We start from the raw sequence: 24,332 nt of genomic DNA, 5'->3' as shown, positions 1-24,332 counted from the left end.
CACTGGCCGGGTGCGCCGGCCCCTTGTCGACACTGGCTCCGGGCGGACCGTCGGCCGGGGCGATCGCGAACCTGTGGTGGGTCATGCTGGCGGGGGCGGTGGCGATCTTCGGGCTGACGACCGGGCTGTTGGGGATGGCCTTTCTGGTTCGCAACGGCGGCCCGGCATCGGTTCGGTTGTGGATCATCGGGCTCGGCATCGCCTTTCCAACGACCGTGCTCATCGTGCTGCTTCTCTACGGACTGGTGATCGGCGAACGGCTGCAGCCGGTGGCGGCGGCCGATGTCGTCGAGATCGAGGCCATTGCGCGGCAATGGCATTGGCGCTTCCGGCCGGTGCTTGCCGATGGCCGGGGACAAGAAACCATCGGCGTGCTGCACATTCCCGCCGGGCGTCCGGTCGATGTGATCGTGCGCTCCGAGGACGTGATTCACAGTTTCTGGGTGCCGGCGCTGGCGGGCAAGATGGATGCCATTCCGGGCAAGACCAACCGGCTGCGGCTGGTGGCGGCGCAGCCCGGCCGCTATGGCGGCGTCTGTGCGGAGTTCTGCGGGATCGGGCATAGCGGCAACCGTTTCCTCGTCATTGCGCATGATCCGGCGAGCTGGGCCGGCGTTTTGGCGGCGGCGTCGTGACGGCGCTTCGCCGCCACCGGGCGATGCATGCCATCTGGGACCGCGGGCCCGGCTTGCGCGGCGCGCTGGGGACAGTGAACCACAGCGATGTCGGGCGGCGCTTCATCATCACCGCTTTCGTGTTCTTCTGCATCGGCAGGGTGCTGGCGATGCTGATCCGCACCCAGCTGGCGACGCCGGGCAGTGCCTTTGTGGGGCCGGCGATCTACAACCAGCTGTTCACGATGCACGGCAGCATCATGATGTTCCTGTTCGCCATCCCGATGATCGAGGGACTGGCATTCTACATGCTGCCCAAGCTGCTGGGTGCGCGCGACATGGCGTTTCCGCGGCTCTCGGCATTCGGCTATTGGTGCTATCTGTTCGGCGGCACGATCCTGGTCCTGTCGCTGTTCTTCGGCGTGGCGCCGGACAGCGGCTGGTTCATGTACACGCCGCTCTCGTCGAAGCCGTTCACGCCGGGGATCAACGCCGATGTCTGGCTGATCGGGGTGACCTTTGTCGAGGTGTCGGCGATGGCCGCCGCCATCGAGATCATGGTATCGGTGCTCAAGCTCCGCGCGCCGGGCCTGCGGATCGACAGGATGCCGCTGTTCGCCTGGTACTTGCTCGTGACTGCGCTGATGATGCTGATCGGCTTTCCACCGCTGATCCTGGGATCGATTCTGCTCGAGCTCGAGCGGGCGTTCGACTGGCCGTTCTTCGATCCGAACCGTGGCGGCGATCCGCTGCTGTGGCAGCACCTGTTCTGGCTGTTCGGCCATCCCGAGGTCTATATCATCTTCCTGCCGGCGGCCGGGGTGGTGTCGACGGTGCTGCCGGTGATGGCACGCACGCGGATCATCGGATATGGCTGGATCATCGCTGCAATCCTGGCGCTGGCGATCCTCAGCTTCGGGCTGTGGGTGCACCACATGTTCACCACCGGCATCCCGCACATGGCGCTCGGCTTCTTTTCGGCGGCATCGGCGCTCGTCGCCATTCCCACCGGCATCCAGATCTTTGCCTGGATCGGCACGATCTGGGCGGGGCGCCCCGAGCTCAAGTTGCCGATGCTCCATATCCTGGGATTCTTCGTCGTCTTCATCATCGGCGGGCTGACCGGGGTGATGCTGGCGATGGTGCCATTCAACTGGCAGGCGCATGACACGGCTTTCGTCACCGCGCATCTTCACTATGTGCTCGTCGGCGGCTTTGTCTTCCCGATGCTGGCGGGGGCTGTCTATTGGCTGCCGCACTTCACCGGGCGGCAACCGATCGAGCGGCTGGGCAAGGCGGCGTTCTGGCTGATCTTCATCGGCTTCAACCTGACCTTCCTGATGATGCACATGGTGGGGCTGCTCGGCCAGCCGCGGCGCATCTACAGCTATCCCGAGGCGATGGGCTGGACGTGGTACAATCTGCTCGCTTCGTTCGGCAGCTTCATCATGGCGTTCGGCTTTGCACTGTTCGCGCTCGACGTGGCGCTGCAGATCTGGCTCGGGCGCCATACGCAGCGCAATCCGTGGCGGGCGGGAACGCTCGAATGGGCGATGCCGCTGCCGGCGCCCAGCTACAATTTCGCCAGCCTGCCGAGCGTGTCCGACTTCGAGCCGGTGACCGATGATCCACAGCTTGCCCTCAAACTGGCTTGCGGGGAGGGCTTTCTCGGGGAGCCGCGCCACGGCTGGCGCGAGACCATGGGCAGCCACATGCTGACCGGTCGCCCCGAATATATCGTGCTGCTGCCGGGCAACACGTTGCTGCCGCTGCTGACGGCGGTGATGACGGGCGGGTTTTTCGTTTCGATCCTCGCCGGGGTCTATGCTCTGGCGCCGGTGTTCCTGGTCGCGGTCGCCATTTGCGCATGGCGCTGGGCCTGGACGACGACGAACGGCAAGAATTTCGGGTTGCTCGACGCGGGGCATGAGCTGGCGCTGCCGGTCCATGCCGAGGCCCCGGGCTCGCCCGGCCATTGGGGGAGCGTGTTCGCCATCGTCGCCGACGGGACGTTGTTTGCGACGCTCGTGTTCGGCTACGCCTATCTGTGGACGATCGCCGGGGGCTGGCCACCGCCGGCGCTGATCGCGGCATCGCCGATAGGCGGTATTGTCGCCCTGGCGGTTCTCGCGGGTGCCAGCCTGGCGGCGCGCAAGGCGACGGCTGTTCGCGCGACGCTGACCGAGAGGCGGCGATTCCTTTGGATGATGACGGGGGCGCAGGTCGTGGCGCTGGCGCTGCTGATCCATGAGACGGCAACCGCCATTCCGCCGCCCTCCAGCCATGCCTATGCCGCGACGGTGATGGTGCTGTTCGTCTATGCCGCCTTCCATGTCGCGCTGGCGCTGCTGCTGACCGGCTTCGCGCTGGCGCGCATCAGGGCCGGCTTCGTGTCGGACCAGCGGACGGTCGATGTCCGCGTCGCCGCGATGTGGCACGGCTATGCGCTGGCGGTGACTGCGGTGGTGCTGCTTGCCACCAAGGTGCCGGCGATGCTGGCATGAGCGCACTGCTGCGCGCGATTGGCGGGTGGCTCGCCTGGGCGGTCGGGTTCTCGATCCTTTATGGTCTTCACGGCGTCGCCTGCGCGCTCGGCTGGCCGGCGATCCGGATCGGCCCGGTCGATCTGCAGCGGCTGGTGCTGGCTTTTGCCTGGATCGTGAGTGTCGGGTCGATTGCCGCCTGGACCTGGCTGCAGTGGCGCGCCGCACCCGGCAAGATTGCGCTGCTCGACTGGCTGGCACGGGGATCTGCCGCTGCCGGGCTGTTTGCGATGGTGATTTCCGGCCTGCCGGTCGTGCTCTCCGCGCCATGTGGAACGGATGCCGTGCCATGGTCTCGGGGAACAATCGGCATGGTCGGATGTTCCAATGGAACACGCTGCCGCCCAGCGGCACCCTCCGCCACACCCGAACATGGAGAGGCCCTGGCCGTGCGAGATATGGTCTTCCCGGAAGAGTTCGGCTGATGCCGGCCGATGCTGCAGTCGATGTCGTCGAAGTGCGGCCGCCTGACGAGATCGCCACCGAAGCCTGCGCGAAGGGCACGACCAAGGCGGAGCTCGATTTCGGCACGCTGGCGGTGCTCGCCCTTCTGGCCGGCGTCTACATCAGCTTCGGGGGCCTGTTCGCGATCGTTTCGCTCGCCGGGAGCGATGGCACCATGGCCTTTGGGGCGGCGCAATTCGTTGCCGGGCTGGGGTTTTCGCTTGGCCTGATTCTCGTGATCGTTGGCGGCGCGGAGCTGTTCACCGGCAACACGCTGCTGATCATCGCCCTTGCCGAGGGCAAAGTCGGGTTCGGGGCCTTGCTGCGGGCGCTCGGGCTGGCATATGTTTTCAACCTTGTCGGGTCGCTGAGCATTGCGGCGCTCGCCTTGATGGCCGGCGCGCATGTGGCGGGCGACGGCGCGGTCGGGATTGCCGCGCTCGAGATGGCGGATGCCAAGGTCAGGCTGGCCTTCGGCCCGGCGCTGGCGAGCGGCATTCTTGCCAACATGCTGGTGTGCCTTGCGGTGTGGCTGGCGTTCGGGGCGCGCAGCGCTGCCGACAAGGTACTGGTGATGATCCTGCCGATTGCGGCCTTTGTCGCGGCGGGGCTCGAGCATTCGATCGCCAACATGTTCATCATCCCGTTCGGCTGGATGGTGCAGCAGTTTGCCGACGCCGGCTTCTGGGCAACAGCCGGCGCGTCTGCCGGCGACTATGCGGCCGTTACCCTGGCCTCGTTTCTCGGCAATCTCTTGCCCGTCACCATCGGCAACATCATCGGCGGCTTTGCCGTCGGGGGTGCCTATTGGTTTGCCTATCTGCGCAAGCGGCCCGGAACGGCGACGGACTGACGATGCATTCAGCCCATTTCACGACAGAAAGGACCTTGCCATGAGCGGCCCCAAGGACGACCCGAAGATCGAGGAATATTCCGGCCCGTCGGGTGGTTACGGGTCGCTCGGCTCGGTCGCACGCAAGCTGATCAGCGAGCATGTTCCCGATGCGGCGATCACGCTCGGCTACCAGAACAAGCCCGATGGCTTCATGTGCGTGTCCTGTGCATGGGGCAAGCCGGCCAAGCCGCTGCCGTTCGAATATTGCGAGAATGGTGCCAAGGCAACGGCGTGGGAGGTGACGCGCAAGCGTGCCGACCAGAAGTTTTTCGAGACGCACACCCTGTCCGAGCTGCGGGGCTGGCTCGACCATGATCTGGAGGAAGCGGGCCGGCTGACCATGCCGATGCGCTGGGACCCCGAGACCGACCGTTATCGGCCGGTGGCGTGGGAAACCGCCTTTGCGGAGATCGGGCAGGAGCTGCGCGCGCTGCAGGGCGATCCGGACCAGACGATCTTCTATGTGAGCGGCCGTGCCAGCCTCGAGGCCAGCTACATGTTCCAGCTTCTGGCGCGGATGTATGGGACCAACAACCTGCCCGACAGCTCGAACATGTGCCATGAATCGACGAGCGTGGCGTTGCCGGAGAGCATCGGCGTTTCGGTCGGCACGGTGACGCTGCAGGATTTCGAGACGACCGACCTGATGATCTATCTCGGGCACAATGTGGCGACCAATGCGCCGCGCATGCTGCACCAGTTCCAGGATGCCAAGAAGCGCGGCGCCGGCATCATCAGCATCAACCCGATGCGTGAGCGCGGGCTGGAGCGGTTCACCGATCCGCAATCGCCCAAGCAGATGCTGACGGGCGGCGAGACGGTGATTTCGGACTCGATCCTGCAGGTGGCGGTGGGCGGTGACCTGGCGGCGCTGACCGGCATCTGCAAGGCGCTGGTGGAAATGGACGATGCCTGCCAGGACGTCGGCAAGGCGGGGGCGACCGACCGCGAGGCGATCCTGGCGGATACCGACGACGATGGCGGCTTCAGCATCAAGGCGGGTGCGGCTGCCTCGAAGGCGCGGCGGGTGCTCGACCATGATTTCATCGCCGAGCATACCAGCGGCTTCGAGGCCTTTGCCGATTATTGCCGGGCGGCGGACTGGTTGCAGATCGAGCAGATCTCGCGGCTTTCCCGCGACCAGCTGGAAGCGGTGGCAAAGCAATATGCCGAGGCCGAAAAGGTGATGTGCATCTATGGCATGGGGCTGACGCAGCATGTGCATGGCACCGAGACGGTGCAGATGCTGGTCAATCTTCTGCTGCTGCGCGGCAACATAGGCAAGTCGGGCGCCGGCATCTGCCCCGTGCGCGGCCATTCGAATGTGCAGGGGCAACGCACGGTGGGCATCACCGAAAAGCCCGAGCTGGCGCCGCTCGACAAGCTGAAGGAGCTCTACGATTTCGAGCCGCCGCGGCATGAGGGCTATACGACGGTGACCGGCTGCGAAGCGATGATCGAGGGCAAGGTGAAGGCCTTCATCGCGCTGGGCGGCAATTATACCCGCGCGGTGCCCGATATTCCGCGTGTGGAGGACGCCTGGGGCAAACTGCGGATGACGGTGGCGATTGCCACCAAGCTCAACCGCAGCCATCTGGTGCATGGCGAGATTGCCTATCTGCTGCCGTGCCTTGGCCGGATCGAGGTCGATGTGCAGGCCAGCGGTCCGCAGGCGGTGTCGATCGAGAGCAGCCTGGCGCAGTTCCATGGCTCGCGGGGGCGCGTGACCCCGGCGTCGCCGGAGCTGATGTCCGAGCCGGCGATCATTGCCGGGATTGCGGCGGCGACGCTGCCCGACAACCCGCATGTGCCCTGGGCGGCGTGGACAGGCGATTATTCGAAAGTGCGCCTTGCCATCGAGAAGACCTGGCCGGCGACGTTCGGCGGCCTCGACGCGCACATGTTCGATCCCGGCGGGCTTACCCGGCCGATCGCGGCACGGGAGCGCAAGTGGAACACGCGAAGCGGCAAGGCGAACTTCCTGCTGCCGACGGAGATGTTCGGTGGTGCGGCGGAACGCTACGGCGAGGAGGGCGTGCTGCAGCTGACCACGGTGCGGAGCAACGACCAGTTCAATACCACCATCTATGGCTATCATGACCGGTTCCGCGGTGTGAACGGCACCCGGATGGTGGTGTTCATGAATGCTACCGACATTGCGGCGATAGAGCTTGTGGACGGTGATTTCGTCGATCTGAGCTGTGCGATCGAGGATGGGCATGAACGTGTCGTGCAGGCGCTGCGCGTTGTGGAATATGATATCCCGCAGGGCTCGTGCGCGGCGTATTTTCCGGAGACGTCGCCGCTCGTGCCACTGGGTCACCATGATATCCAGGCCCATACGCCGGCCTATAAGGCGGTGCCGGTGCGGGTGAAGGCTTCCGCTGCAAAGCCGGCGCGGGCGGAATGATGCTGCTGCCCCTCGCCGGCGTCCTTCAGCGGTGCAGGAGCTGCTGTACGGCAGTAATCAGATGCACCGGTGCCAAGGGTTTCGACATGATTGGGCTGCCGCTGAACTCTTCAGGAACTTCCGAAGCCGTATAGCCCGTCATGAACATGAACGGCGTGCCCTGCTCCTTCAGTCGCTCGGCAATAGGAAAGCTGCGTTCCGTGCCGAGATTGATATCGAGGATTGCCGCATCGATTGTCTTGTTCTTCAGCAGCAGCAACGCCTGCTCGACCGAGCCGGCTGGGCCGCAGACGCGAAAACCTGCCTCGGAGAGAATGTCCTCGATCAGGTCGCCGATCAGCCATTCATCTTCCACGACAAGGATGCAGGCAGCTGCCCCGGTGTCCATGCTCATGCCTGCGCTCCTGCATTGAAAGGCGCCGCCGCCATGCAGAGGTGCGAGGACATGACTGCCATGCACTCTGCCACTCATGATGATCCGAGGTGCCGTGATGCATCAACGCTACACGTCAGCAGTGGTTGCGCTTGGCTGGTCGCTCGGGCTGAAGCTGTCGCTACGCGTTGTCGGGCATCGTCCACAGGCCTGAGCGATCGTGCGTCCCCGACCAGCGGCGCTTGCGCACGAGCGTCTGGCTGGCCGCCAGGCTGACGGCCTGCAGCTTTTCGGGCATCGTCGTGCGCATCCGCGATTCGAGCGCTTCGGGGCCGGCCTTGCGCAGCTTGCGGCCGATGCCCCCGTAGATGCTTGCGGCAGCCAGCACCGCCCAGGCGGCGCGGTTGCGCAAGGCCGGCGTGCCGTGGCGGGCGGACAGCTCATAGTCCTCGGCCTGGTCGACGAGGCGGATGAGCAGCCGGAACAGCTGGCGGCGCTGGGCGGGGAAGGCGAAGTTGGTGGGCGTAAGGCCGACATTCGCCAGCCAGTCATCGGGAATGTAGCGCCGCGAGTTCATCGCATCCTCGATGATGTCGCGGGCGATGTTGTTGAGCTGGAAGGCGATTCCAAGGTCCGACGCGCGGACGAGCGTGGCGCGGTCCTTGGGGTCGACGCCCATAACGATCGCCATCATCACGCCGACGCAGCCGGCCACATGATAGCAATAGGTGAGCGTGTCCTCGAGCGTGTGGAACGGCCGCTCCTCCATGTCGATGCGGAAGCCATGGATGAGATCGCGCGGATACTGCGGCGGCATGCCGGTCTCGTGCACCACCCGGGCGAGTGCATGATAGGCCGGGTCCCCCTCCGGCGTGCCGGCCAGGGCGAGTTCGGTCAGGCGCTCGACTTCGGCAAGCCGCTCGGCGGGGGGGCGGGTATCGTCGTTGCGGCCTTCGCCGAGCACCTGGCCGTCGATCACGTCATCGGTGTGGCGGCACCAGGCATAGAGGAGCATCGCATGGTCCCGCGTGGGCGCGTCGAACAATCTGGAGGCCAGTGCGAAGCTTTTGGAGCCGCGGGCGATGGCGGCCTTGGCGTGGGAGAGGACATCGGTCACGGCTGCTTTGATCCCCGGCGCTTCAGCTCATAGTTCAGCAAGGTCTTCAGGGCGCGCACCGGCGGGATCGGCGGCTTGCCCGAAAGGATGCGGGTCCAGTCCCGCCATTCGGGCTTGGCGGCGTAGAAGCGGCCAACGAGCGCATCGGGGTGGCGGTAGAAGCGGCTGAGGATGGTACGCCGCTCCTCGTTGTGCGCTGCGAGGAAGAGCATGCGGTTGAGGATGCGGTACATGCCGCGTGCTTCCCAGGCGCGGATGCTGTGAGCGCGGATGGCGCGGAAGACCGGGCCTGCCGACAGATCGGGAAGCGAGGCCACCAGATCGGCGACCTGCACTGCATCGGGGAAGCTGTAGCCGGTGACGGGGTGGAACAGCCCGGCGCGCAGGCCGGCGCGAGGGATGCTGTCTTCGTTCCAGAAGGCCTTGATGTCCCCGCCGATGCCCAAGGGCAGAATTCCGACTTCCTCGCGGATGATGCGGACGATCTCCCAGCCCTGGGCCTTGGCATAATCGGCGAGATGATCGCGCAGCGTCTGGGGGGAGAGATCCTTGCCATCGGAAAAGTAGGTGTCTTCGATGAGGACGTGCCTGGGGCCATAGGGCAGGGTGTAGACAAAGCGATAGCCGTCATACTGCGGCACGGTGGCGTCCATGATGATCGGGCCGGTGAGATCGTGGGGCTCGGCCAGCTCGACTTCGAGGCCGAGGAATTTTTGCCAGCGCAGGTCGAGCGATTTTGCGGGCCGCTGGCCCCGCGCATCGATCACGCAGCCGGCGCGCAGCACCGACTGGTCGGCGAGCGTCACGCTGGTCGAATCGAGGGCGACGACAGGCATGCCAGTGATGATGCGCTCGGGCGGCAGCACCTTGGCCAGCTCCTCGGCAAAGGCTTCGGAGGGTATGCTGCCATAGCCGGCCTCGATGGTGCGGCCGTGCTCGGGGAAGCGGATGGAGTAGCGATCCCAGCGATGGCGGAAGAAAGGACTTGTCCATTCCTGCTGCGCAGGCGTGAGATCATGGGCGAAGCTCGACCAGGTGTGGTTGCCGCCGATGGTTGGGCCGGCTTCGATGATCGTCACTTTCACATCGGGGCGCAGCTGCGCCAGCCGATAGGCAATGAGGCCATTGGCCAGGCCGCCGCCGGCGAGAATGAGGTCGTGCTGCATGCTCTGTCTGGTTAGGTGAAGCAGCGGCGGAAGGCCAGCGTGACAATGTGCGACGGCCTGCGGACGGTCAGGTCGCTTCCGGAAGCCAGAGCGCCACGCCGAGCGCGGTGGTGGCGATCACCAGCCCCCACGTCACCATGCGGATGCGCACCGGGCGCAGGCGCTCGATGTGGTGCGATTCCAGCCGGTCGGTCGAGCTGCGCGCCCGTCGCTCGGCCGAGATGAAGATGAAGATGGCGAGCAGCAGGAAGGTGGTGGCGATGGCCTTGGGCAGCCACACTGGCTGCAGCGACTGGAACAGCGCGTTGAACCCCAGCGCGATGCCGACGGCGGCCATACCGGTGCGCAGCCAGCCGGCGAAGCTGCGCTCATGTGCCAGCATGGTGCGATCTTCGGCGAGATCGGTGCGATCTTCGGCGAGATCGTTGTGATTGTCGGCGCTCACTGCTTTTCGGGGCGGGCAGGAAAGGCGGAGCGAGATCCGGCCTGACCTTGCGGGATGACGCTGAAGCGGCCGTCGGTTTCGATGACGACGGCGGCGATGCCGTCAAGGTCGCCATGGCCGGCGCTGCGGACGGCGCTGCGCAGTTCCTCTTCGGTGACGCGCTCATCACGGCATGCGGCGCTGTCGATGACGCCGTCAAGGAGCAGGGTACGGGCGTCGGACTTCGCCAGTTCGGCGACCCAGCGCCAGCGCACCGACATTGCGGCGATGGCATATTGCAGCAGCACCAGCACCAGCAGGGCGGCGATGCCTTCGGCCAGGGCCACGTCCTTCGAGAGCAGGATGGTGGCCAGCGTGGAGCCGAGCGCCACGGTGACCACCAGATCGAAGGCGTTCATCTTGGCAAGCGTGCGCTTGCCGCTCGAGCGCAAGATGGCGATGAGGGCGACATAGGCGAGCGCGCCCATGATGACGACGCGCAGCACGCCCTGGAGATTGTCGAACAGCATCGATGATCAACGCAGCAGCGGGTCGTTCGTTTCCTTGCACTGATCTGAAGGCGCGGGCGTGGTCGTGACGACTCCAGCGGTGTGTGGTACCATGAAGGCCATGGCCGAAGATTTCGACATCGTGGCGATGAAGTCGATTGTCCAGCGTATCAGTGCGGGCGATGACGGTGACTTCGCTCGCTGGTTCGTGCGGGGCACGCTGGAGGAAATCGGCCATCAGGACATGGTTGAAAGCACCGATGCGATTGTCGCGCTATTGCGATATCACATGGTCCATATCCCCGAGATGTTCCAGTTGATGTCCGGTCGGGAGGATGTGGCTTCGTTCCTGGTGGACGCCGAGCGCGCGGTGCTGGCCACGGAGGACGAGGAAGGGCTCTACGGGCTGCTCTTTCACTTGTGGAGTGTCGGGTCGGCGCTGCGTTGGTGCCGGGATCAAGGAATGACACTGCCGGAAGGCTTGGCGATTGACACGGCCATCGAACTTTCCGGGATTTTGCTGGGCGAGGAGCATGTTGCGCGACTGCAACGCAGGCTGGACATTGCTGGCCTTGGCAGCGGGTTCGATGAACGGCTGTTGGGAAGCTGGCACCATAGCCGCCACTATTCATCGGACGATTTCAGCCATGTGAGCACGACTTCGCGCTTTTTCGGGCGCGACGGAAGATATGTCGAGGGGTCGCAGTCTTTCGTGAGCATGGTTCACCGAAGCAGCACAGGCGAGATGATCGGACAGGATCTGGAACAGGGTGTGCCGGCGGCAGAGCGGGGGCGATGGAAAGCGAAAGGCAACACGCTTGAGCTGGAAGCCGACAACGGCTGGCGTTGGCGCTTGGCCATGGAAGTATACCCGCGTTCGATGTTGTTGACAGCGCCAGGGCGCGAGCCGGAGCTTTGGAAGCGCTGAGCTTCGCGCCGGCTTCAGGCCGATGTCGCATTGCGGCGGTGGAGCAATTTGCGTATCGATGGTGCGTGATTTGAGTCTGGCTTGATTGAACCCGGGAGCAATTGATGAACGCGCCGCACGCTGCATCGGCCTTTGTGCCGGCGGATCTGCCCGAGCCGAGCATGGCGGACCTGGCGCATTTGCCAGGGATGCCACCGGCGCGGATCAAGATGCTGCGCACGATCAGCTTTCTCAAGGACCCGCTGGGCAATTCGATGCGGCTGGTGGAGCAGTATGGCCGGGTGTTCCGCCGGCAGGATTTCGGTGGTTGGGGGGTTAGCCTCATCGGGCCCGAAGCCAATGAGCTCGTGCTGTTCAACAAGGACAAGATTTTCTCGAGCGCGCTGGGGTGGAATCCGATCCTCGACCGGCTGTTTCCGCGCGGGCTGATGCTGATGGATTTCGAGGAGCATCGGGTGCACCGCAAGACGCTGTCGGTGGCGTTCAAGACCGAGCCGATGCAGCATTATCTGGGCGGGCTGCTCGAGGGCATTGCCAAGGGTACGGCGGACTGGAGTGCCAAGGGCAATTTCAAATTCTACCCGGCGATCAAGGCGTTGACGCTCGACCTGGCGGCGGCAAGCTTTTTGGGCGTGCCATGGGGACCGGATGCCGACAAGATCAACAAGGCTTTCATGGACATGGTGCTCGCGTCGATCGCAGTGGTGAGGAAGCCGCTGCCGTTCACGCAGATGAAGCGCGGGGTGGAAGGCCGGCGCTTCATGAGCGAGTTCTTCGGCAAGGAAATTCCGGGCCGGCGCGGGAGCAGCAGCGACGACATCTTCACGCATATCTGCAACGCCCGTGACGAGGATGGCAAGCTGCTGAGCGACCAGGACATCATCGATCACATGAACTTCCTGATGATGGCGGCGCATGACACGATCACGTCTTCGATGACGTCGATGGTGCACTTCCTGGCGCGGCACCCCGAATGGCAGGAGGCGATGCGCGCCGAGGTGATGGGCGTCGCCGGGCGGCATGGCGGCAAGCTGCCCTATGCAGCACTTGGCGAGATGGAAGTGACCGAGCGGGTGTTCAAGGAATCGCTGCGACTGATCCCGCCGGTACCTTCGATGCCGCGGCGCGCGGTGAAGGCGTTCGTGTTCATGAACCAGTCCATCCCGGCGGGCAGCCATGTGGGGATCAACCCGATGGTGACGCACCGGCTTCCAGATGTCTGGCCGGACCCTGAGCGGTTCGACCCCGATCGGTTTACGGCCGAGAACAGCAAGGGGCGGCACAAATATGCCTGGGTGCCTTTTGGTGGCGGCGCGCACATGTGCCTGGGGCTGCACTTTGCCTACATGCAGGTGAAGGCGTTTTTCTTCACGGTGCTGCAGAGCCAGCGGATCGTGCTGGGCGAGGGGGCGACGGGCGAGTTCCAGATGTTCCCGATTCCGCGGCCCAAGGATGGGCTTCCGGTGCGGTTCGAAACGCTTTGAGCCCGGCAACGAAGGCGCGGCGGCCGCTTGGCGTTCGGCTGCTGATATGGCTTGGGCTGGGGATCCTGGTGATCGTCGTGCTGCTGGCACTGGTGCTGCTGGCGCTGCGCGAGCCGGATACCGATGGGGTAGCGATGCGCGCCAAATACACCAATGCCGCGTCGCAGTTCATCGAGCTTTCGCCCGGCACACGGGTGCATGTGCGCGATGAGGGCCCGCGCGATGGACCGGTGGTGATGCTGCTGCATGGCTCCAACGCCTCGCTGCACACCTGGGAGCCCTGGGTGGCGCGGCTGGTGGACCGCTACCGGGTGGTGACGCTCGACTTTCCGGCGCATGGGCTTTCGGGCGCTGTGCCGAACCGGGATTATTCGACCGATTCCTATGTGGCGATCGTCGAGGCGGTGCGACTGAAGCTGAAGATCGACCGGATGGTGCTGGGCGGCAATTCGATGGGTGGCGGGGTGGCGTGGCGCTATGCGGTGGCGCACCCGGAGCGGCTGGCCGGACTGGTGCTGGTCGATGCCAGCGGCAAGCCGATGCCGGCGGGGTCGAAGCCGCCGCTGGGCTTCTATCTGGCGCGCATTCCGATGGCGCGCGACATTCTGGCGAGTGTGACGCCGCGCTGGATCATCGAACGATCGCTCATCCAGTCGGTGTCGGTGACGGGGATTGTCGATGATGCGATGATCGACCGCTACTGGGAGCTGCTGCTCTACCCCGAGAACAGGCAGGCGACGCTCGATCGCTTCAGCCAGTACAACCCACCGGGGGACGGCGAGGCGCTGCGCAAACTCGATGTGCCGACGGTAATCCTTTGGGGACGCGAGGACCGGCTGATCCCGGTGACGGTGGCCGACTGGTTTGCCGAGCGGCTGCCGAACGCACGGGTGACGGTGCTCGATGGCGTGGGGCATATCCCGATGGAGGAGGCGCCCGATCGGTCGCTGGTGCCGCTGTTGCGGCTGCTCAGTGAAGTGTATGCAACCCCTGCTTCGCCAGCGCCAGCAGCCGCCGCTGCCGGTGGATGAACAGCGCCTTCGCTGACAACCAGACGAGGGGCGTGAGCAACCCGGCGCCGAAGTCGAGCTCGTCGATATAGGTGCTGGTGCCGTCGCCATTGTCGCGCACGGTGATTGCATGGTCCCAGCGCTTGATGAGCGGACCGCGGCCATTGTCGCGCAGCCGGGCTTCGCCGGGCGGGGCGGCGGGCCAGCTGACATCGATGATCTGCGGCCCAAGGGGCAGGATTCCGAACAGGTGGAGCGTGACGCGGTGCACGCCGCCGGGCCAGCGGTCGGGATAGCCGCCGGGTTCGGCCGAGCGGAGCTGCATGAGCGGAGCGGTGGCGGCGCGCATCAGCGCCGGGCGCTGGAGCGCATCGGCCACGGCAGCGAAGGGTGCGGGCAGGACGACTTGCCGGCGCAGCTTCATCAGACCTCGACTTCGGAGACCGCCATGTCGCGGGAGAGTTTGTTTGAGCGCAGCTTGCCGGCCCCCGAGGCTTCGAGCTGGGCGAGCAGCTCGCGCACCGGGGGTGCCCAGAGGAAGCCGTAGCTCACGGTACCGTGCTTCGATTCGACAACATGGTGGAGGCGGTGCGCCTGGACGATGCGCTTGAGATAGCGTCCCTGCGGGTTCCAGCTGTGCTTGATGCGGCGATGGACGAGAATGTCGTGGAAGCCAAAATAGATGGCGCCATAGGCGGTGATGCCCGCGCCGATCGCGGTGATGAACGGCTCGTTCCAGCCGGTGCCCCAGACGAGGAGGATGATCGACGGCACCGCGCCCATGACGGCGAACCAGTCGTTCTTTTCGAAATTGCCGTGGCGGGGTTCATGATGCGATTTGTGCAGGCTCCAGAGAAAGCCGTGCATCACCCATTTGTGGCTGACGATGGCGACGATCTCCATGATGGCGACGACGAGCAGGACGATGCCCAGCCCCTCCAGAAAATTGACCTGCGGCCACATATGAATGATGTCGTTCATGCCGCCTCAATAGCCCTGGGCGCAGGTCTTGGCGAGGTGTCAGTTGCCGCAGGTGGAGACGATCATGCGTGGTTTGGTTGCGATGGCAGGGGTGGGTTTGCTGTTGGCGGGATGCGCCAGCCCGGCGCAGCGGATCGAGCGCAAGCTTGTCGAAGTCGGCGTGCCACAAGGGCAGGCGCAGTGCATGGGTGTGCGGCTGCAGCAGCGGCTGAGCACATCGCAGCTGCGCAGCCTCGATCGGCTGGCACGGATGAACGGCAATCGCATCGAGCGGATGCGCGTCGAGGACATTGCCCGCCAGCTTGCTGCCGATGGCGATCCGGCCCTTGTGGCCGAGCTTTTGCGCACAGGCATCGGCTGCCTGGTGTGAGTTTTGCCGCGCCCTGATGGGTGCGTCGTTGCAAGCAATCGAAGATCATCAAAAGGGCGCGAAACGCCAGTCCGAGGGTCAATTGGCCAGCGTGTCTGTGTCCAGTTCGGCGGCTATCGCGAGGCGGACCAGCGCGGGAAGCGACTTGCAACCGGTCTTGCGCATCATCGAGGCACGGTGGTTTTCCACTGTCCGCTGGCTGATGCCAAGATCGAAACCGATATTCTTGCTGGGATGGCCGCGCAGCACTTCATCGAGCACCTCGCGCTCACGCGGGGTGAGCGCCTCGATCGCCCGGCGCGCGCTGCCGCGTACGCGGGCCGCCGAGCGCCGTGTTCCATCGATGGCGAGTGCATTGGCAATGGCGGCGAGCAGCTCCGCCGGCGGGGTGGGCTTCTCGATGAAATCGAGCGTGCCGAGGCGCATCGCGGCAGCCGCAGTGGCGACATCGCCTTTGCCCGTGATGATGATCGTCGGGGGCATGATGCCTTGCTCCTTTAGGCTGCGCAGCAGCGAAAGCCCGTCCTGCCCCGGAAGCCCGGCATCGACAAGCAGGCAGGCGGCCCTTGCCGGGGACCAGTCCCGCACGAACGCTTCCGCCGAGCCGTGGCACTGCACCAGATGGCCAGCGGCGGTGATCAGCGCTTCGAGACTTTCCAGCACGGCAGGATCATCATCGATCACATGCACGATCACTCCGCGGCCGGCGGGCTGTGCCTGTGGTGGTGCCAGCGGTGCCGCTTCGGCTTCGGGGGGCGCCAATGGCACTTCGACGGAAAAGACCGAGCCGCTGCCCGGCACCGAGCGCAGTGACACCGCATGGCCGAGCAGAAGGCCGAGACTGCGCACGATCGACAGGCCGAGCCCATGGCCGGCATGGCCATCGTCGGGATCGACCTGCGCATAGGCTTCGAAAATGGCTTCGGCGTCTTCCGGGGCGATTCCGATGCCGTTGTCCCAGATCTCGATGATGGCGGAATCGCCACGCGGGCGTACGCCGACGAGCACCTTGCCCTCCGGCGCATAATGCAGCGCATTGCCAATCAGGTTGCTGAGCATCTGCTGGAGAAGGAGCGGGTCGCTCGCCACCAGCGCCTGGGTGGGGGCGAAGACCAGATTGCTGCCCCCGGCCTCTGCAGTGAGGTGGTGCATCTCGGCAAGCCTTGCGAATAGAGCGTCGAGGCTGACCGGCTGGATGTCGATGCTGGCGGTGCCGTCCTCGATCCGGCCCTTGTCGAGCAGCGTGTCGAGCAGCGTGGCGATTGCATTCAGGCTGATATCGAGCTTGTCGATGAGGATCCTCGATCCCTTGTCGCGGGCCGACTGGGCGAGCAGCGCCTGCAGGCTGGCCATTGCCTGCAGCGGCTGGCGCAGATCATGGCTGGCAGCCGCCAGAAAACCCGACTTGGCTTCATTGGCGTCGTGCTCGGTCTCGGCCGTCGACGTCAGCCGCGCATTATCGGCGGTGAGGCTGGCGATTTCAGCGCGCATGCCAGTGAGCGCGTCCCCTTTCGCTGGAACATCGTCGTGCTGCGCGTCGATCTGCGCCATGGCGGTTGCAAGGCTCGCCCGTGTGAGCGCCAGCTCGGCCTGGAGAGCTTGCCACCTGGCAGCAGAATGCGGCCCGTCGATCTGCATTCGCCTTGCTGCCCCGATAATGCCAGAAAAGCTCCGGCCAATACCCCATGGTGACGACGGTAGCAGGGACTTCGGAAACTACCTACAGGCATCGCTGCAGGCACCGCTGTGAGCGCGACGTTCGGTTTCGGGGGCGCCAGCATCAACTGCGGCCGCGGCTGGCCTTCTTCTTCATTTTCTCGAACCGGGTGGTGCGGGTGCCGGGCTGGCCGCCCATCGCACGGCCCTTTGGCGACGCGACACGGTCCGACGGTGGCAGGCCGAGCTCGTCCATCTCCAGCCGGCGGATCTGGTCGCGAATGGCGGCGGCGGTCTCGAACTCCAGATCGGCGGCGGCGGCGGCCATCTGCTTTTCGAGATCGGCGATATAGGCCTTGAGGTTGTGGCCGACGAGATGGGGGGTCTCATCGTCGCCGGTGGGGACGATAAGCCCATCCTTCTGGCTGGTGTCGGCGAGCAGATCGGCAATGTCGCGCTTGATGGTGGCGGGCGTGATGCCGTGCTCGAGGTTGTAGGCTTCCTGCCGGGTCCGCCTGCGGTCGGTCTCGGCGATGGCGCGCTCCATGCTGCCGGTCATGTGATCGGCATAGAGGATGACGCGGCCATCGACGTTGCGCGCGGCGCGGCCGATGGTCTGGATGAGGCTGGTTTCGGAGCGGAGGAAGCCCTCCTTGTCGGCATCGAGGATCGCGACGAGGCCGCATTCGGGGATGTCGAGGCCTTCGCGCAGCAGGTTGATGCCGACGAGGACGTCATAGACCCCGAGGCGCAGGTCGCGGATCAACTCGATGCGTTCGAGGGTTTCCACGTCCGAATGCATGTAGCGGACGCGCAGGCCGGATTCGTGGAGATATTCGGTGAGATCCTCGGCCATCCGCTTGGTGAGCGTGGTGACGAGGCTGCGGTAGCCCTTGGCTGCGGTGGCCTTGGCTTCCATGATGAGGTCCTGAACCTGGTCCTCGACCGGGCGGATGGTGACCGGGGGATCGACGAGGCCGGTGGGGCGGATGACCTGCTCGACATAGACGCCGGCGGTCTGGTTCATTTCCCAGGGGCCGGGGGTCGCGCTGACGAAGACCGTCTGCGGGCGCATCGCCTCCCATTCCTCGAACTTCAAGGGCCGGTTGTCGATGCAGCTGGGCAGGCGGAAGCCATATTCGGCGAGGGTGAGCTTGCGGCGGTGATCGCCCTTCGACATGCCGCCGATCTGGGGCACGGTGACATGGCTCTCATCGATGAACAGCATGGCATTTTCGGGGATGTATTCGAAGAGGGTGGGGGGCGGCTCGCCGGGGAGGCGGCCGGTGAGGAAGCGGCTGTAATTCTCGATGCCCGCGCACGAGCCGGTGGCGGCGATCATTTCCAGATCGAAGTTGGTGCGCTGTTCGAGGCGTTGGGCTTCGAGCAGCTTGCCCTCGATGTTGAGCTCCTTCAGCCGCTCGGTGAGCTCGTGGCGGATGGCTTCGCTGGCTTGCTTGAGGGTGGGGCCGGGGGTGACATAGTGGGAGTTGGCGTAGATCTTGATGAAATCGAGCTTGGCGATGGTCTGGCCGGTGAGGGGGTCGAATTCGGTGATCGCCTCGATCTCGTCCCCGAAGAAGCTGATGCGCCAGGCGCTGTCTTCATAGTGCGACGGGAACAGCTCGAGCGAGTCGCCGCGCAGGCGGAAGTTGCCGCGGGCGAAGGACATTTCGTTGCGCTTGTACTGCAGCGCCACGAGCTTGCGGACGATGTCCGACAGGTCGGCGGTGCCGCCCTTTTTGAGGCTGAAGGTCATCGCCGAATAAGTCTCGACCGAGCCGATGCCATAGATGCAGCTGACCGAGGCGACGATGATGACATCATCGCGTTCGAGAAGTGCCCGGGTGGCGCTGTGGCGCATCCGGTCGATGGCTTCGTTTACGCTGGATTCCTTCTCGATATAGGTGTCCGAGCGGGGGACATAGGCTTCGGGCTGGTAATAATCATAATAGCTTACGAAATATTCCACCGCATTGTCGGGGAAGAAGCTCTTGAACTCGCCATAGAGCTGGGCAGCGAGGATCTTGTTCGGCGCGAGCACAAGGGCCGGGCGCTGCACGGCTTCGATGACCTTGGCGACGGTGAAGGTCTTGCCTGAGCCGGTGACGCCGAGGAGGACCTGGTCGCGCTCGCCGGCATTGGCTTCGGCTACCAGCTGCGCGATGGCGGCGGGCTGGTCGCCGGCGGGCTGATATTCCGACGCGAGAACGAAGGGTCGGCCGCCTTCCGACTTTTCGGGGCGGGCAGGGCGGTGGGGAACGAAAGCCTCGCTGGTTTCGGGCTCGGCGAGGCTGGTGCGAATCTGGATGGCCATGCTCGAACTCTAACGCACCATGCGGCCGATGGCACGGAAAGCCCCGGCCAGATGCGCCAGGATGAAGAGGCCGAAGAGCAGCGGAAGCCGGTCGCGGTGCATGGTCTCGGCGAGCGGATCGGCGGGCAGGTTGGGCAGCTTCAGGCCATAGAGATCGACGGGGGCATCGATCATCGCCAGCCCCGAAACACAGGTGGCGATGATGAGCGCATATCCGGCTGTATGGGCGAGCTTGACGCGCCCCGGCGTGGGCGGGCTTGGGCGGAGCAGCCGCTCGATCATGCGACCGAAGGTGAGCAGGAAGATGGCGCCCCCGATGGCGAGATGGGTGGCGAGGAACATCGCATGCTCGGGCAGCGCGGGCGAGAGGACGGTGACGAACTGGCCCATGGTGAAGGCGGCGAAGATGAGCACCGCACTGGCCCAGTGCAGCGCGCGGGTGGTGAGGCCATAGGCGGCCTTGGTGCCGCGCAGCGGCGGCGCTTCGGCCGGAGCGACGCGCAATTGCTTGGGGATGGCCCAGAAGGCCGCACCGGCGATCGCGATGAGCACCAGCGCCTCGATGCTCAGCCAGACGGGCGTGCTGCCCGTGGCGGCGGCGAAGGTGCCATCGGTCCAGGCGAGGGCGATCGAGCCGGCCATGAAGCACAACGCCAGCCCCGCAGTCCCCATGCCGAGCGCGCGGACTTGCGGGCGGCGGTGGTTGAGGGCGAGGGCGATGAGAAGAGCCAGAACCAGATAAAAGCTTGTCATGCGCGCCTATGCAGCCGAGAGCGGGAGCGTTGGCAAGTGCCCGAAACAATGAGTGCGGCGATGGGTGAGAAATTCGAGCGGCACAAGCAGCCGTGGACCACGGAAGAAGTGCAGAAGCTGCACACGCTGGCCAAGAAGGGCATGCCGATCCGCGCGATCGCCAAGGCGCTGACGCGCAGCGAGGAATCGGTGAAGGCGCGCGCCAAGGCCGACAAGCTGGGGATCACCGCGCTTCGCTAGCGGCAGAAGGGCCGCATGCGGTTGGCCTGGTCGAAATGGAAGTGATCGGCGTGGGCGGCGTTGTAGTCGGGCGACAGGATTGTGCCGAACAGCTGGCAGGCGCCGTCGCGGACTTCGCGGAGGAAGGCGGCCTTTTCATTGTCGCGCGTCCAGTCGGCGGCGACGGTGATGCGGGTGCCGTCTTCGAGGCGGAAGCCGGCGATGTCGATGGCATTCGCGGTGGAGTGTTCCGAGCGGTTGCTGCCGCCAGCGATGTTGCGACAGCTGTAGGTGCCATAGTGATCGATGCGGGCGACATCACTGCCGAAATGGCGCTGGGCTGCGGGACGGACGATGTCGCGTTCCCAGAGAGTTAGCGCTGCGGCGACGGGGCAGGAGAGGCCAGGATCGGCGGGGGCGAGGGCCGGGGCGATGGCGCCGCCGGGGTTCAGCGTGACGGCATTGTCATAGCCGCAGCGATCTGCCGAGAGCGGCGGAAGGGGGGTATGGGCAACCTTGGCGGCTTCGAGAAGGGTGAGGCATTGCGGGGTGTCGTCGGCAAGGCCGCCGAGCTTTTGCGCGGTGAAGGGGCCGATGGGGTGGGCGAGCGAGAGTGGTGTCCAAGGGACCTTCTCTGGGTTGGCGGCAACCCATTTCTGGAATTGTTGCCAGCCGAAGGCCAGCGCTGCTGCGAGCACAACGATGAAAATCAGCAGTCGCATCAGTCGATTGCGATGATCTCGGCCTCGCCGGCGGGGAGGCGGACGGTGTCGCCGATGCCGCGGCCGGTGAGCGCGCGTGCCACCGGAGAGGCCCAGGAGATGCGGCCCCGGGCGGGATCGGCTTCATCATCGCCGACGATATGCCATTGGCCGGTGCGGCCGTCTTCATGCTCGAAATGGACATGGGTGTTGAAGCCGGCACGACCTTCCGGCGGCCTGTTTTCAATGAGTTGGGCGGAGGCGCGGCGGGCAGCCCAATAGCGCAGCTCGCGCGTGGCCTGCGCCATGGCGGTGCGATCCGAGGTGATGCTGCTCGAGGCCTGGGCTTCGGCATAGGCGGCACGCGCGGTGGCAAGGGCGGCGTCGATCAGGGCGAGGCCGGAGGGGGTGACGAGGTTGGCGTGGCTGGGGATCGGCCGGTCGGGCAGATCGGCTGCCACGGCCTCGGCATCGGATTCCTTGGTGAAGGCCACGCTCATGGGCTTGATATGGGTGCTGTTGCGGCGGGGTGCAAATCAGGGGCTTTCGGGGGGCATCGAGGGGTGTTCGGGGGCAGTCCAGGGATATCGCCCGGCAGGCCTTGGGGGCCTGCCGGGGACGGAATCAGGCCGCTTTCTTGCGGCGGGCGGATGCTGCGGCGGCCTCGTCGATTTCTTCATCGGCCTGGGCGGAACCCGATTCATTCAGGACTTCGGCGAGGGTGGTGAGCTTCTCGCCATTCCTATCCGCGCGGGGTGCGATCCGCGAAACGGATTCACCGAGGCGGCCGATGATGGCGGCGATTCGCTCGCCATCGGGCGAGCCGCTTTCGATCTGCTTGCGGAGCGAGGCGAGATCGCGGGCGATGCCCTTGGCGCCGGGCACATCGACATCGGCAAGGGCGGTTTCCCAATCCTCGATGAGCGAGACGGCGGCGGCGGGCTTCATGTCTTCGATGCCGCGGTTGAAGGCATTGATGGTGGCAGCAAAACGGACGGCCATGGGGAAATAATCCTTCGCAACTGATAAAGGCCGTCACAATTGTGCCGGCACAGGTTGAGAAGTGGTGAAGCGGACGGCGGTTCCCGGTTGCTGCGAAACAGGTTGCAAGGTCGGGCGGCGATTGGAAAACTGCTCGCATGAAGGTTGCGACGCTTCTGCTGCTGTTTCTGGCTGCTCCGGCTGCGGCGACGGATCTTGCGGAGATCGTGGCCGGGCAGACGCCGGCAACGGCAGGGCTGTCCGGACTGGCGGCGGTGGTTGCGGACCGCGAGCGGGTGGTGCGCGCCGAAGCCCATGGCGAAGCCGAGATTGGCGGGCGGGCGCTGCGGCCGGACACGCCGATGCGGGTGGCGAGCATTTCCAAGCTGGTGGTGGCGATCGGCGCCTGGCGGCTGGTGGAGGCGGGAACGCTCGATCTTGATGCCGATGTGTCGGCTGTTCTTGGCTGGCGGCTGCGGCATCCGCGCTTTGCCGATCGGCCGGTGACACTGCGGCAGCTGCTGAGCCATAGTTCGGGGATCGTCGATGGGCCGGGATACGCTTTTCCGCTCGAGGCGACGCTGCGGGACCCGCTGGTGCCGGCGCATTGGGGGCCGGGGGCGCCGGGGCAGCGGTTTGAATATGCCAATCTCAATTATGGCGTCATCGCCAGTGTGATGGAGGCGGCGACGGGGGAGCGCTTCGACCGGCTGATGACGCGGCTGGTGCTGGCACCGCTCGGGCTCGATGCCGGGTACAACTGGCAGGGGGCGAGCGACGCGGCGGTGGCGCAGGCGGCGGTGCTGTATAGGCGGGGGCGGACGCCGGGGGGATGGGAGGCGGGTGCGCCCTGGCTGGCGCAGGTCGATGACATGAAGGGGGTGCGGCCGGCGTGCCCGGTGCGCAGCGACGCACGCAGTGGGGCGGGGTGCGATCTGGCGGCGTATCGGCCGGGGGCCAATGGCACGATCTTCTCGCCGCAGGGGGGCTTGCGGATTTCGGTGCTCGGGCTGGCGAAGATCGGCCGGCTGCTGCTGCGCGGGGGCGAGGTGGACGGGGTGCGGCTGCTCGAGCCCGGGACCGTGGCGGCGATGAAGGCGCCGGTGTGGCGGGAGGGGCAGGGGGTGCCGGGGGATACGTATAAGGGGCAGATGCTCTGCTACGCTGCCGGGCCGCAGTGCCTTTCGGGGCGGGCAGGGGCGACCGACCAGCCGGTAGCGGGTGCGCACTGGTGGGGGCATCTTGGCGAGGCTTATGGGCTGCTCGCCGGGCTATGGATCGACGAGGCGAAGGGGCGGGTGATCGTCTATGCGCTGACTGGAAGTGCGGAAGATCCGTTTTCGGTGGCGCATGATGGCTCGAGTTTCAGCGCGGTCGAGGATATGGTGATGCAGGAACTTGCGAGCACGGGTGAGGATAACGAACCATGATCGGCTATGTGACCTTGGGGACCAATGATCTCGAGCGGGCGACCGCCTTTTACGATGCGCTGCTGGCGCCGCTCGGTGCGAGCCGGGTGATGCCGATGCCGCAGGGCGGCTTTGTATGGGGCCGCGACTGGAGCAGCCCGATGCTGGCGGTGGCACCGCCCTATGACGGCGAGCGGGCGACGGCGGGCAATGGCAATATGGTGGCGCTGCAGGTGGAAAGCCGTGACGCGATCGATGCGCTGCATGCGCATGCGGTTCAACTCGGCGGCAGCTGCGAAGGCCCGCCGGGGCTGCGTGGGCCGGAGGGGGAGCAGGCGTTTTATGGCGCCTATTTCCGCGATCCCGATGGCAACAAGCTGTGCGCCTTCCGGATGGGGCCGGCCTGATTTCAGACCTGCTTGCAGACGAACTGCGCCAGCGCGACCGCGAGATGTGGCTGGCGACGCTGTATGCCCCGTCGCGTGCGCGGCCGGGGCTTGTGGCGCTGTTCGCGCTCGACCGCACGCTGGCCGAGGTGGCAATGACGGCGACCGATCCGATGGTGGGGGCGATCAAGCTTGCGTGGTGGCGCGATGCGCTGGCCGCACTCGATGGCGGGCGGGCGCCCGATGAGCCGCGCCTGCAGGCTGCCGCGGCGCAGCTGCTGCCGGCGATGAGCGGCGCCGAGCTGGCCGGGCTGGAAGAACGCTGGGGCTGCCGGCTGGCGGGGGATTTGTCGCCGGAGGCCGAGCATGAAGCCGAGGCGGTGGGTGGCGCGTTGCTGTTCGGGTTGGCGGGGCGGCTGCTCGGCGGCGATGAGGCTTTGGCGGGGCGCTTGGGGCGGAGCTGGGCGGCGGGCGATCCGCTGCCATCGGGGGTGCCGGGAACGCTGCGGCCGCTGCTGGGGCTGGCGGCGCTGGGGGTGCGCGATGCGCTCGATGCCGCGGCCGGGCGCGCGCGGGCGCCGCGGGCCAGTGCCGGACGGCAGCTGCGGATGATGGCGGCGGTTGCCTTTGGGCGCTGAGCCG

Annotated in this window: 26 protein-coding genes; 13 read left to right on the top strand and 13 right to left on the bottom strand. The window is 65.7% G+C overall.

Translation table 11 applies throughout. From position 1 onward, the window contains the following. The first annotated feature begins 23 nt into the window (after positions 1-23). From FHS79_RS02375 to FHS79_RS02355, 5 genes are read left to right on the top strand one after another with little or no spacing between them, the layout of a single operon-like run. Positions 24-635, top strand: coding sequence for a cytochrome c oxidase subunit II (locus tag FHS79_RS02375; RefSeq protein WP_243452595.1), 612 nt, complete (start codon positions 24-26; stop codon positions 633-635). After that, complete coding sequence (ctaD, locus tag FHS79_RS02370) at positions 632-3,118, top strand: cytochrome c oxidase subunit I (RefSeq protein WP_341534405.1); 2,487 nt, start codon at positions 632-634, stop codon at positions 3,116-3,118. Before FHS79_RS02375 ends, ctaD begins: the two co-directional genes overlap by 4 nt. Then, positions 3,115-3,582 (top strand): hypothetical protein, encoded by a 468-nt coding sequence (locus FHS79_RS02365; RefSeq protein WP_184194809.1) that lies wholly within the window; start codon positions 3,115-3,117, stop codon positions 3,580-3,582. The genes ctaD and FHS79_RS02365 overlap by 4 nt, the downstream gene beginning before the upstream one ends. Next, a complete protein-coding gene (locus tag FHS79_RS02360) occupies positions 3,582-4,454 on the top strand; it encodes a formate/nitrite transporter family protein (RefSeq protein ID WP_184194806.1) in 873 nt (290 codons plus the stop codon). The genes FHS79_RS02365 and FHS79_RS02360 overlap by 1 nt, the downstream gene beginning before the upstream one ends. A gap of 40 nt (positions 4,455-4,494) precedes the next feature. Further along, positions 4,495-6,906: an FdhF/YdeP family oxidoreductase gene (locus FHS79_RS02355; RefSeq protein WP_184194803.1), complete on the top strand. Its 2,412-nt coding sequence runs from the start codon at positions 4,495-4,497 to the stop codon at positions 6,904-6,906. Between the two features lie 25 nt (positions 6,907-6,931). On the opposite strand, the gene FHS79_RS02350 is transcribed toward FHS79_RS02355, so the two are convergent. From FHS79_RS02350 to FHS79_RS02330, 5 genes are all read right to left on the bottom strand, one after another. Then, on the bottom strand, positions 6,932-7,300 hold the full coding sequence (locus tag FHS79_RS02350; protein WP_184194800.1) for a response regulator: 369 nt from the start codon (positions 7,298-7,300) through the stop codon (positions 6,932-6,934). A gap of 160 nt (positions 7,301-7,460) precedes the next feature. Next, positions 7,461-8,396: a phytoene/squalene synthase family protein gene (locus FHS79_RS02345; RefSeq protein ID WP_341534404.1), complete on the bottom strand. Its 936-nt coding sequence runs from the start codon at positions 8,394-8,396 to the stop codon at positions 7,461-7,463. Further along, complete coding sequence (gene crtY / locus FHS79_RS02340; protein WP_184194797.1) at positions 8,393-9,562, bottom strand: lycopene beta-cyclase CrtY; 1,170 nt, start codon at positions 9,560-9,562, stop codon at positions 8,393-8,395. Before crtY ends, FHS79_RS02345 begins: the two co-directional genes overlap by 4 nt. Before the next feature lie 67 nt (positions 9,563-9,629). Continuing rightward, entirely contained in the window at positions 9,630-10,007 is a 378-nt protein-coding gene (locus FHS79_RS02335) for a YidH family protein (protein WP_341534403.1), read from the bottom strand. Next, positions 10,004-10,516: a DUF421 domain-containing protein gene (locus FHS79_RS02330; RefSeq protein WP_184194794.1), complete on the bottom strand. Its 513-nt coding sequence runs from the start codon at positions 10,514-10,516 to the stop codon at positions 10,004-10,006. The genes FHS79_RS02335 and FHS79_RS02330 overlap by 4 nt, the downstream gene beginning before the upstream one ends. Before the next feature lie 100 nt (positions 10,517-10,616). Between FHS79_RS02330 and FHS79_RS02325 the strand changes: the two genes are divergently transcribed. From FHS79_RS02325 to FHS79_RS02315, 3 genes are all read left to right on the top strand, one after another. Beyond that, entirely contained in the window at positions 10,617-11,423 is an 807-nt protein-coding gene (locus FHS79_RS02325; protein ID WP_184194791.1) for a hypothetical protein, read from the top strand. 104 nt (positions 11,424-11,527) lie between these two features. Continuing rightward, entirely contained in the window at positions 11,528-12,907 is a 1,380-nt protein-coding gene (locus FHS79_RS02320; protein WP_184194789.1) for a cytochrome P450, read from the top strand. After that, positions 12,904-13,938: an alpha/beta fold hydrolase gene (locus FHS79_RS02315; RefSeq protein WP_243452594.1), complete on the top strand. Its 1,035-nt coding sequence runs from the start codon at positions 12,904-12,906 to the stop codon at positions 13,936-13,938. Before FHS79_RS02320 ends, FHS79_RS02315 begins: the two co-directional genes overlap by 4 nt. On the opposite strand, the gene FHS79_RS02310 is transcribed toward FHS79_RS02315, so the two are convergent. Together FHS79_RS02310 and FHS79_RS02305 are read right to left on the bottom strand one after the other, a co-directional pair. Beyond that, the gene (locus tag FHS79_RS02310; RefSeq protein WP_184194786.1) at positions 13,877-14,341 is read right to left on the bottom strand and encodes a hypothetical protein; all 465 of its coding nucleotides are present in this window, start codon (positions 14,339-14,341) and stop codon (positions 13,877-13,879) included. The genes FHS79_RS02315 and FHS79_RS02310 overlap by 62 nt on opposite strands. Then, on the bottom strand, positions 14,341-14,898 hold the full coding sequence (locus FHS79_RS02305) for a sterol desaturase family protein (protein ID WP_243452593.1): 558 nt from the start codon (positions 14,896-14,898) through the stop codon (positions 14,341-14,343). The genes FHS79_RS02310 and FHS79_RS02305 overlap by 1 nt, the downstream gene beginning before the upstream one ends. 64 nt (positions 14,899-14,962) lie before the next feature. Between FHS79_RS02305 and FHS79_RS02300 the strand changes: the two genes are divergently transcribed. After that, the gene (locus tag FHS79_RS02300; protein ID WP_184194784.1) at positions 14,963-15,268 is read left to right on the top strand and encodes a hypothetical protein; all 306 of its coding nucleotides are present in this window, start codon (positions 14,963-14,965) and stop codon (positions 15,266-15,268) included. Positions 15,269-15,346: 78 nt separating this feature from the next. Here the strand turns inward: FHS79_RS02300 and FHS79_RS02295 are convergent, their stop codons facing one another. The 3 genes from FHS79_RS02295 to FHS79_RS02285 all read right to left on the bottom strand — a co-directional run bounded on the left by FHS79_RS02295 (position 15,347) and on the right by FHS79_RS02285 (position 19,994). Next, positions 15,347-16,906, bottom strand: coding sequence for an ATP-binding protein (locus FHS79_RS02295; protein WP_207792188.1), 1,560 nt, complete (start codon positions 16,904-16,906; stop codon positions 15,347-15,349). Positions 16,907-17,048: 142 nt separating this feature from the next. Further along, positions 17,049-19,241, bottom strand: a complete 2,193-nt coding sequence (gene uvrB, locus FHS79_RS02290) for an excinuclease ABC subunit UvrB (RefSeq protein WP_184194777.1) — start codon at positions 19,239-19,241, stop codon at positions 17,049-17,051. Between the two features lie 9 nt (positions 19,242-19,250). Continuing rightward, on the bottom strand, positions 19,251-19,994 hold the full coding sequence (locus tag FHS79_RS02285; protein ID WP_184194774.1) for a cytochrome b/b6 domain-containing protein: 744 nt from the start codon (positions 19,992-19,994) through the stop codon (positions 19,251-19,253). Between the two features lie 60 nt (positions 19,995-20,054). Between FHS79_RS02285 and FHS79_RS02280 the strand changes: the two genes are divergently transcribed. After that, complete coding sequence (locus FHS79_RS02280; RefSeq protein ID WP_184194771.1) at positions 20,055-20,234, top strand: hypothetical protein; 180 nt, start codon at positions 20,055-20,057, stop codon at positions 20,232-20,234. Here FHS79_RS02280 and FHS79_RS02275 read toward each other — a convergent pair. The 3 genes from FHS79_RS02275 to FHS79_RS02265 all read right to left on the bottom strand — a co-directional run bounded on the left by FHS79_RS02275 (position 20,231) and on the right by FHS79_RS02265 (position 21,916). Next, a complete protein-coding gene (locus FHS79_RS02275) occupies positions 20,231-20,935 on the bottom strand; it encodes an extensin-like domain-containing protein (protein WP_184194768.1) in 705 nt (234 codons plus the stop codon). The genes FHS79_RS02280 and FHS79_RS02275 overlap by 4 nt on opposite strands. Next, positions 20,935-21,414, bottom strand: coding sequence for a transcription elongation factor GreA (gene greA, locus FHS79_RS02270; RefSeq protein WP_184194766.1), 480 nt, complete (start codon positions 21,412-21,414; stop codon positions 20,935-20,937). Before greA ends, FHS79_RS02275 begins: the two co-directional genes overlap by 1 nt. Before the next feature lie 124 nt (positions 21,415-21,538). Further along, positions 21,539-21,916 carry a hypothetical protein gene (locus FHS79_RS02265; protein ID WP_184194763.1) on the bottom strand — a complete coding sequence of 126 codons (378 nt, stop codon included), beginning with the start codon at positions 21,914-21,916 and terminating at the stop codon, positions 21,539-21,541. 137 nt (positions 21,917-22,053) lie between these two features. On the opposite strand from FHS79_RS02265, the gene FHS79_RS02260 reads away from it, so the two are divergent. Genes FHS79_RS02260 through FHS79_RS02250 form a run of 3 tightly spaced genes read left to right on the top strand, consistent with a single transcriptional unit; the run spans position 22,054 to position 24,328 of the window. After that, positions 22,054-23,325, top strand: coding sequence for a serine hydrolase domain-containing protein (locus tag FHS79_RS02260; protein WP_184194760.1), 1,272 nt, complete (start codon positions 22,054-22,056; stop codon positions 23,323-23,325). Beyond that, entirely contained in the window at positions 23,322-23,711 is a 390-nt protein-coding gene (locus FHS79_RS02255; protein WP_184194757.1) for a VOC family protein, read from the top strand. Before FHS79_RS02260 ends, FHS79_RS02255 begins: the two co-directional genes overlap by 4 nt. Continuing rightward, the gene (locus FHS79_RS02250; protein WP_184194754.1) at positions 23,684-24,328 is read left to right on the top strand and encodes a squalene/phytoene synthase family protein; all 645 of its coding nucleotides are present in this window, start codon (positions 23,684-23,686) and stop codon (positions 24,326-24,328) included. The genes FHS79_RS02255 and FHS79_RS02250 overlap by 28 nt, the downstream gene beginning before the upstream one ends. The last annotated feature ends 4 nt before the right edge of the window (positions 24,329-24,332 follow it).

Source organism: Polymorphobacter multimanifer (assembly GCF_014205635.1).
Lineage (GTDB): Bacteria > Pseudomonadota > Alphaproteobacteria > Sphingomonadales > Sphingomonadaceae > Sandarakinorhabdus > Sandarakinorhabdus multimanifer.
Note: the sequence above shows the minus strand (reverse complement) of the source record. Positions and strands in the feature narration are given on the sequence as shown.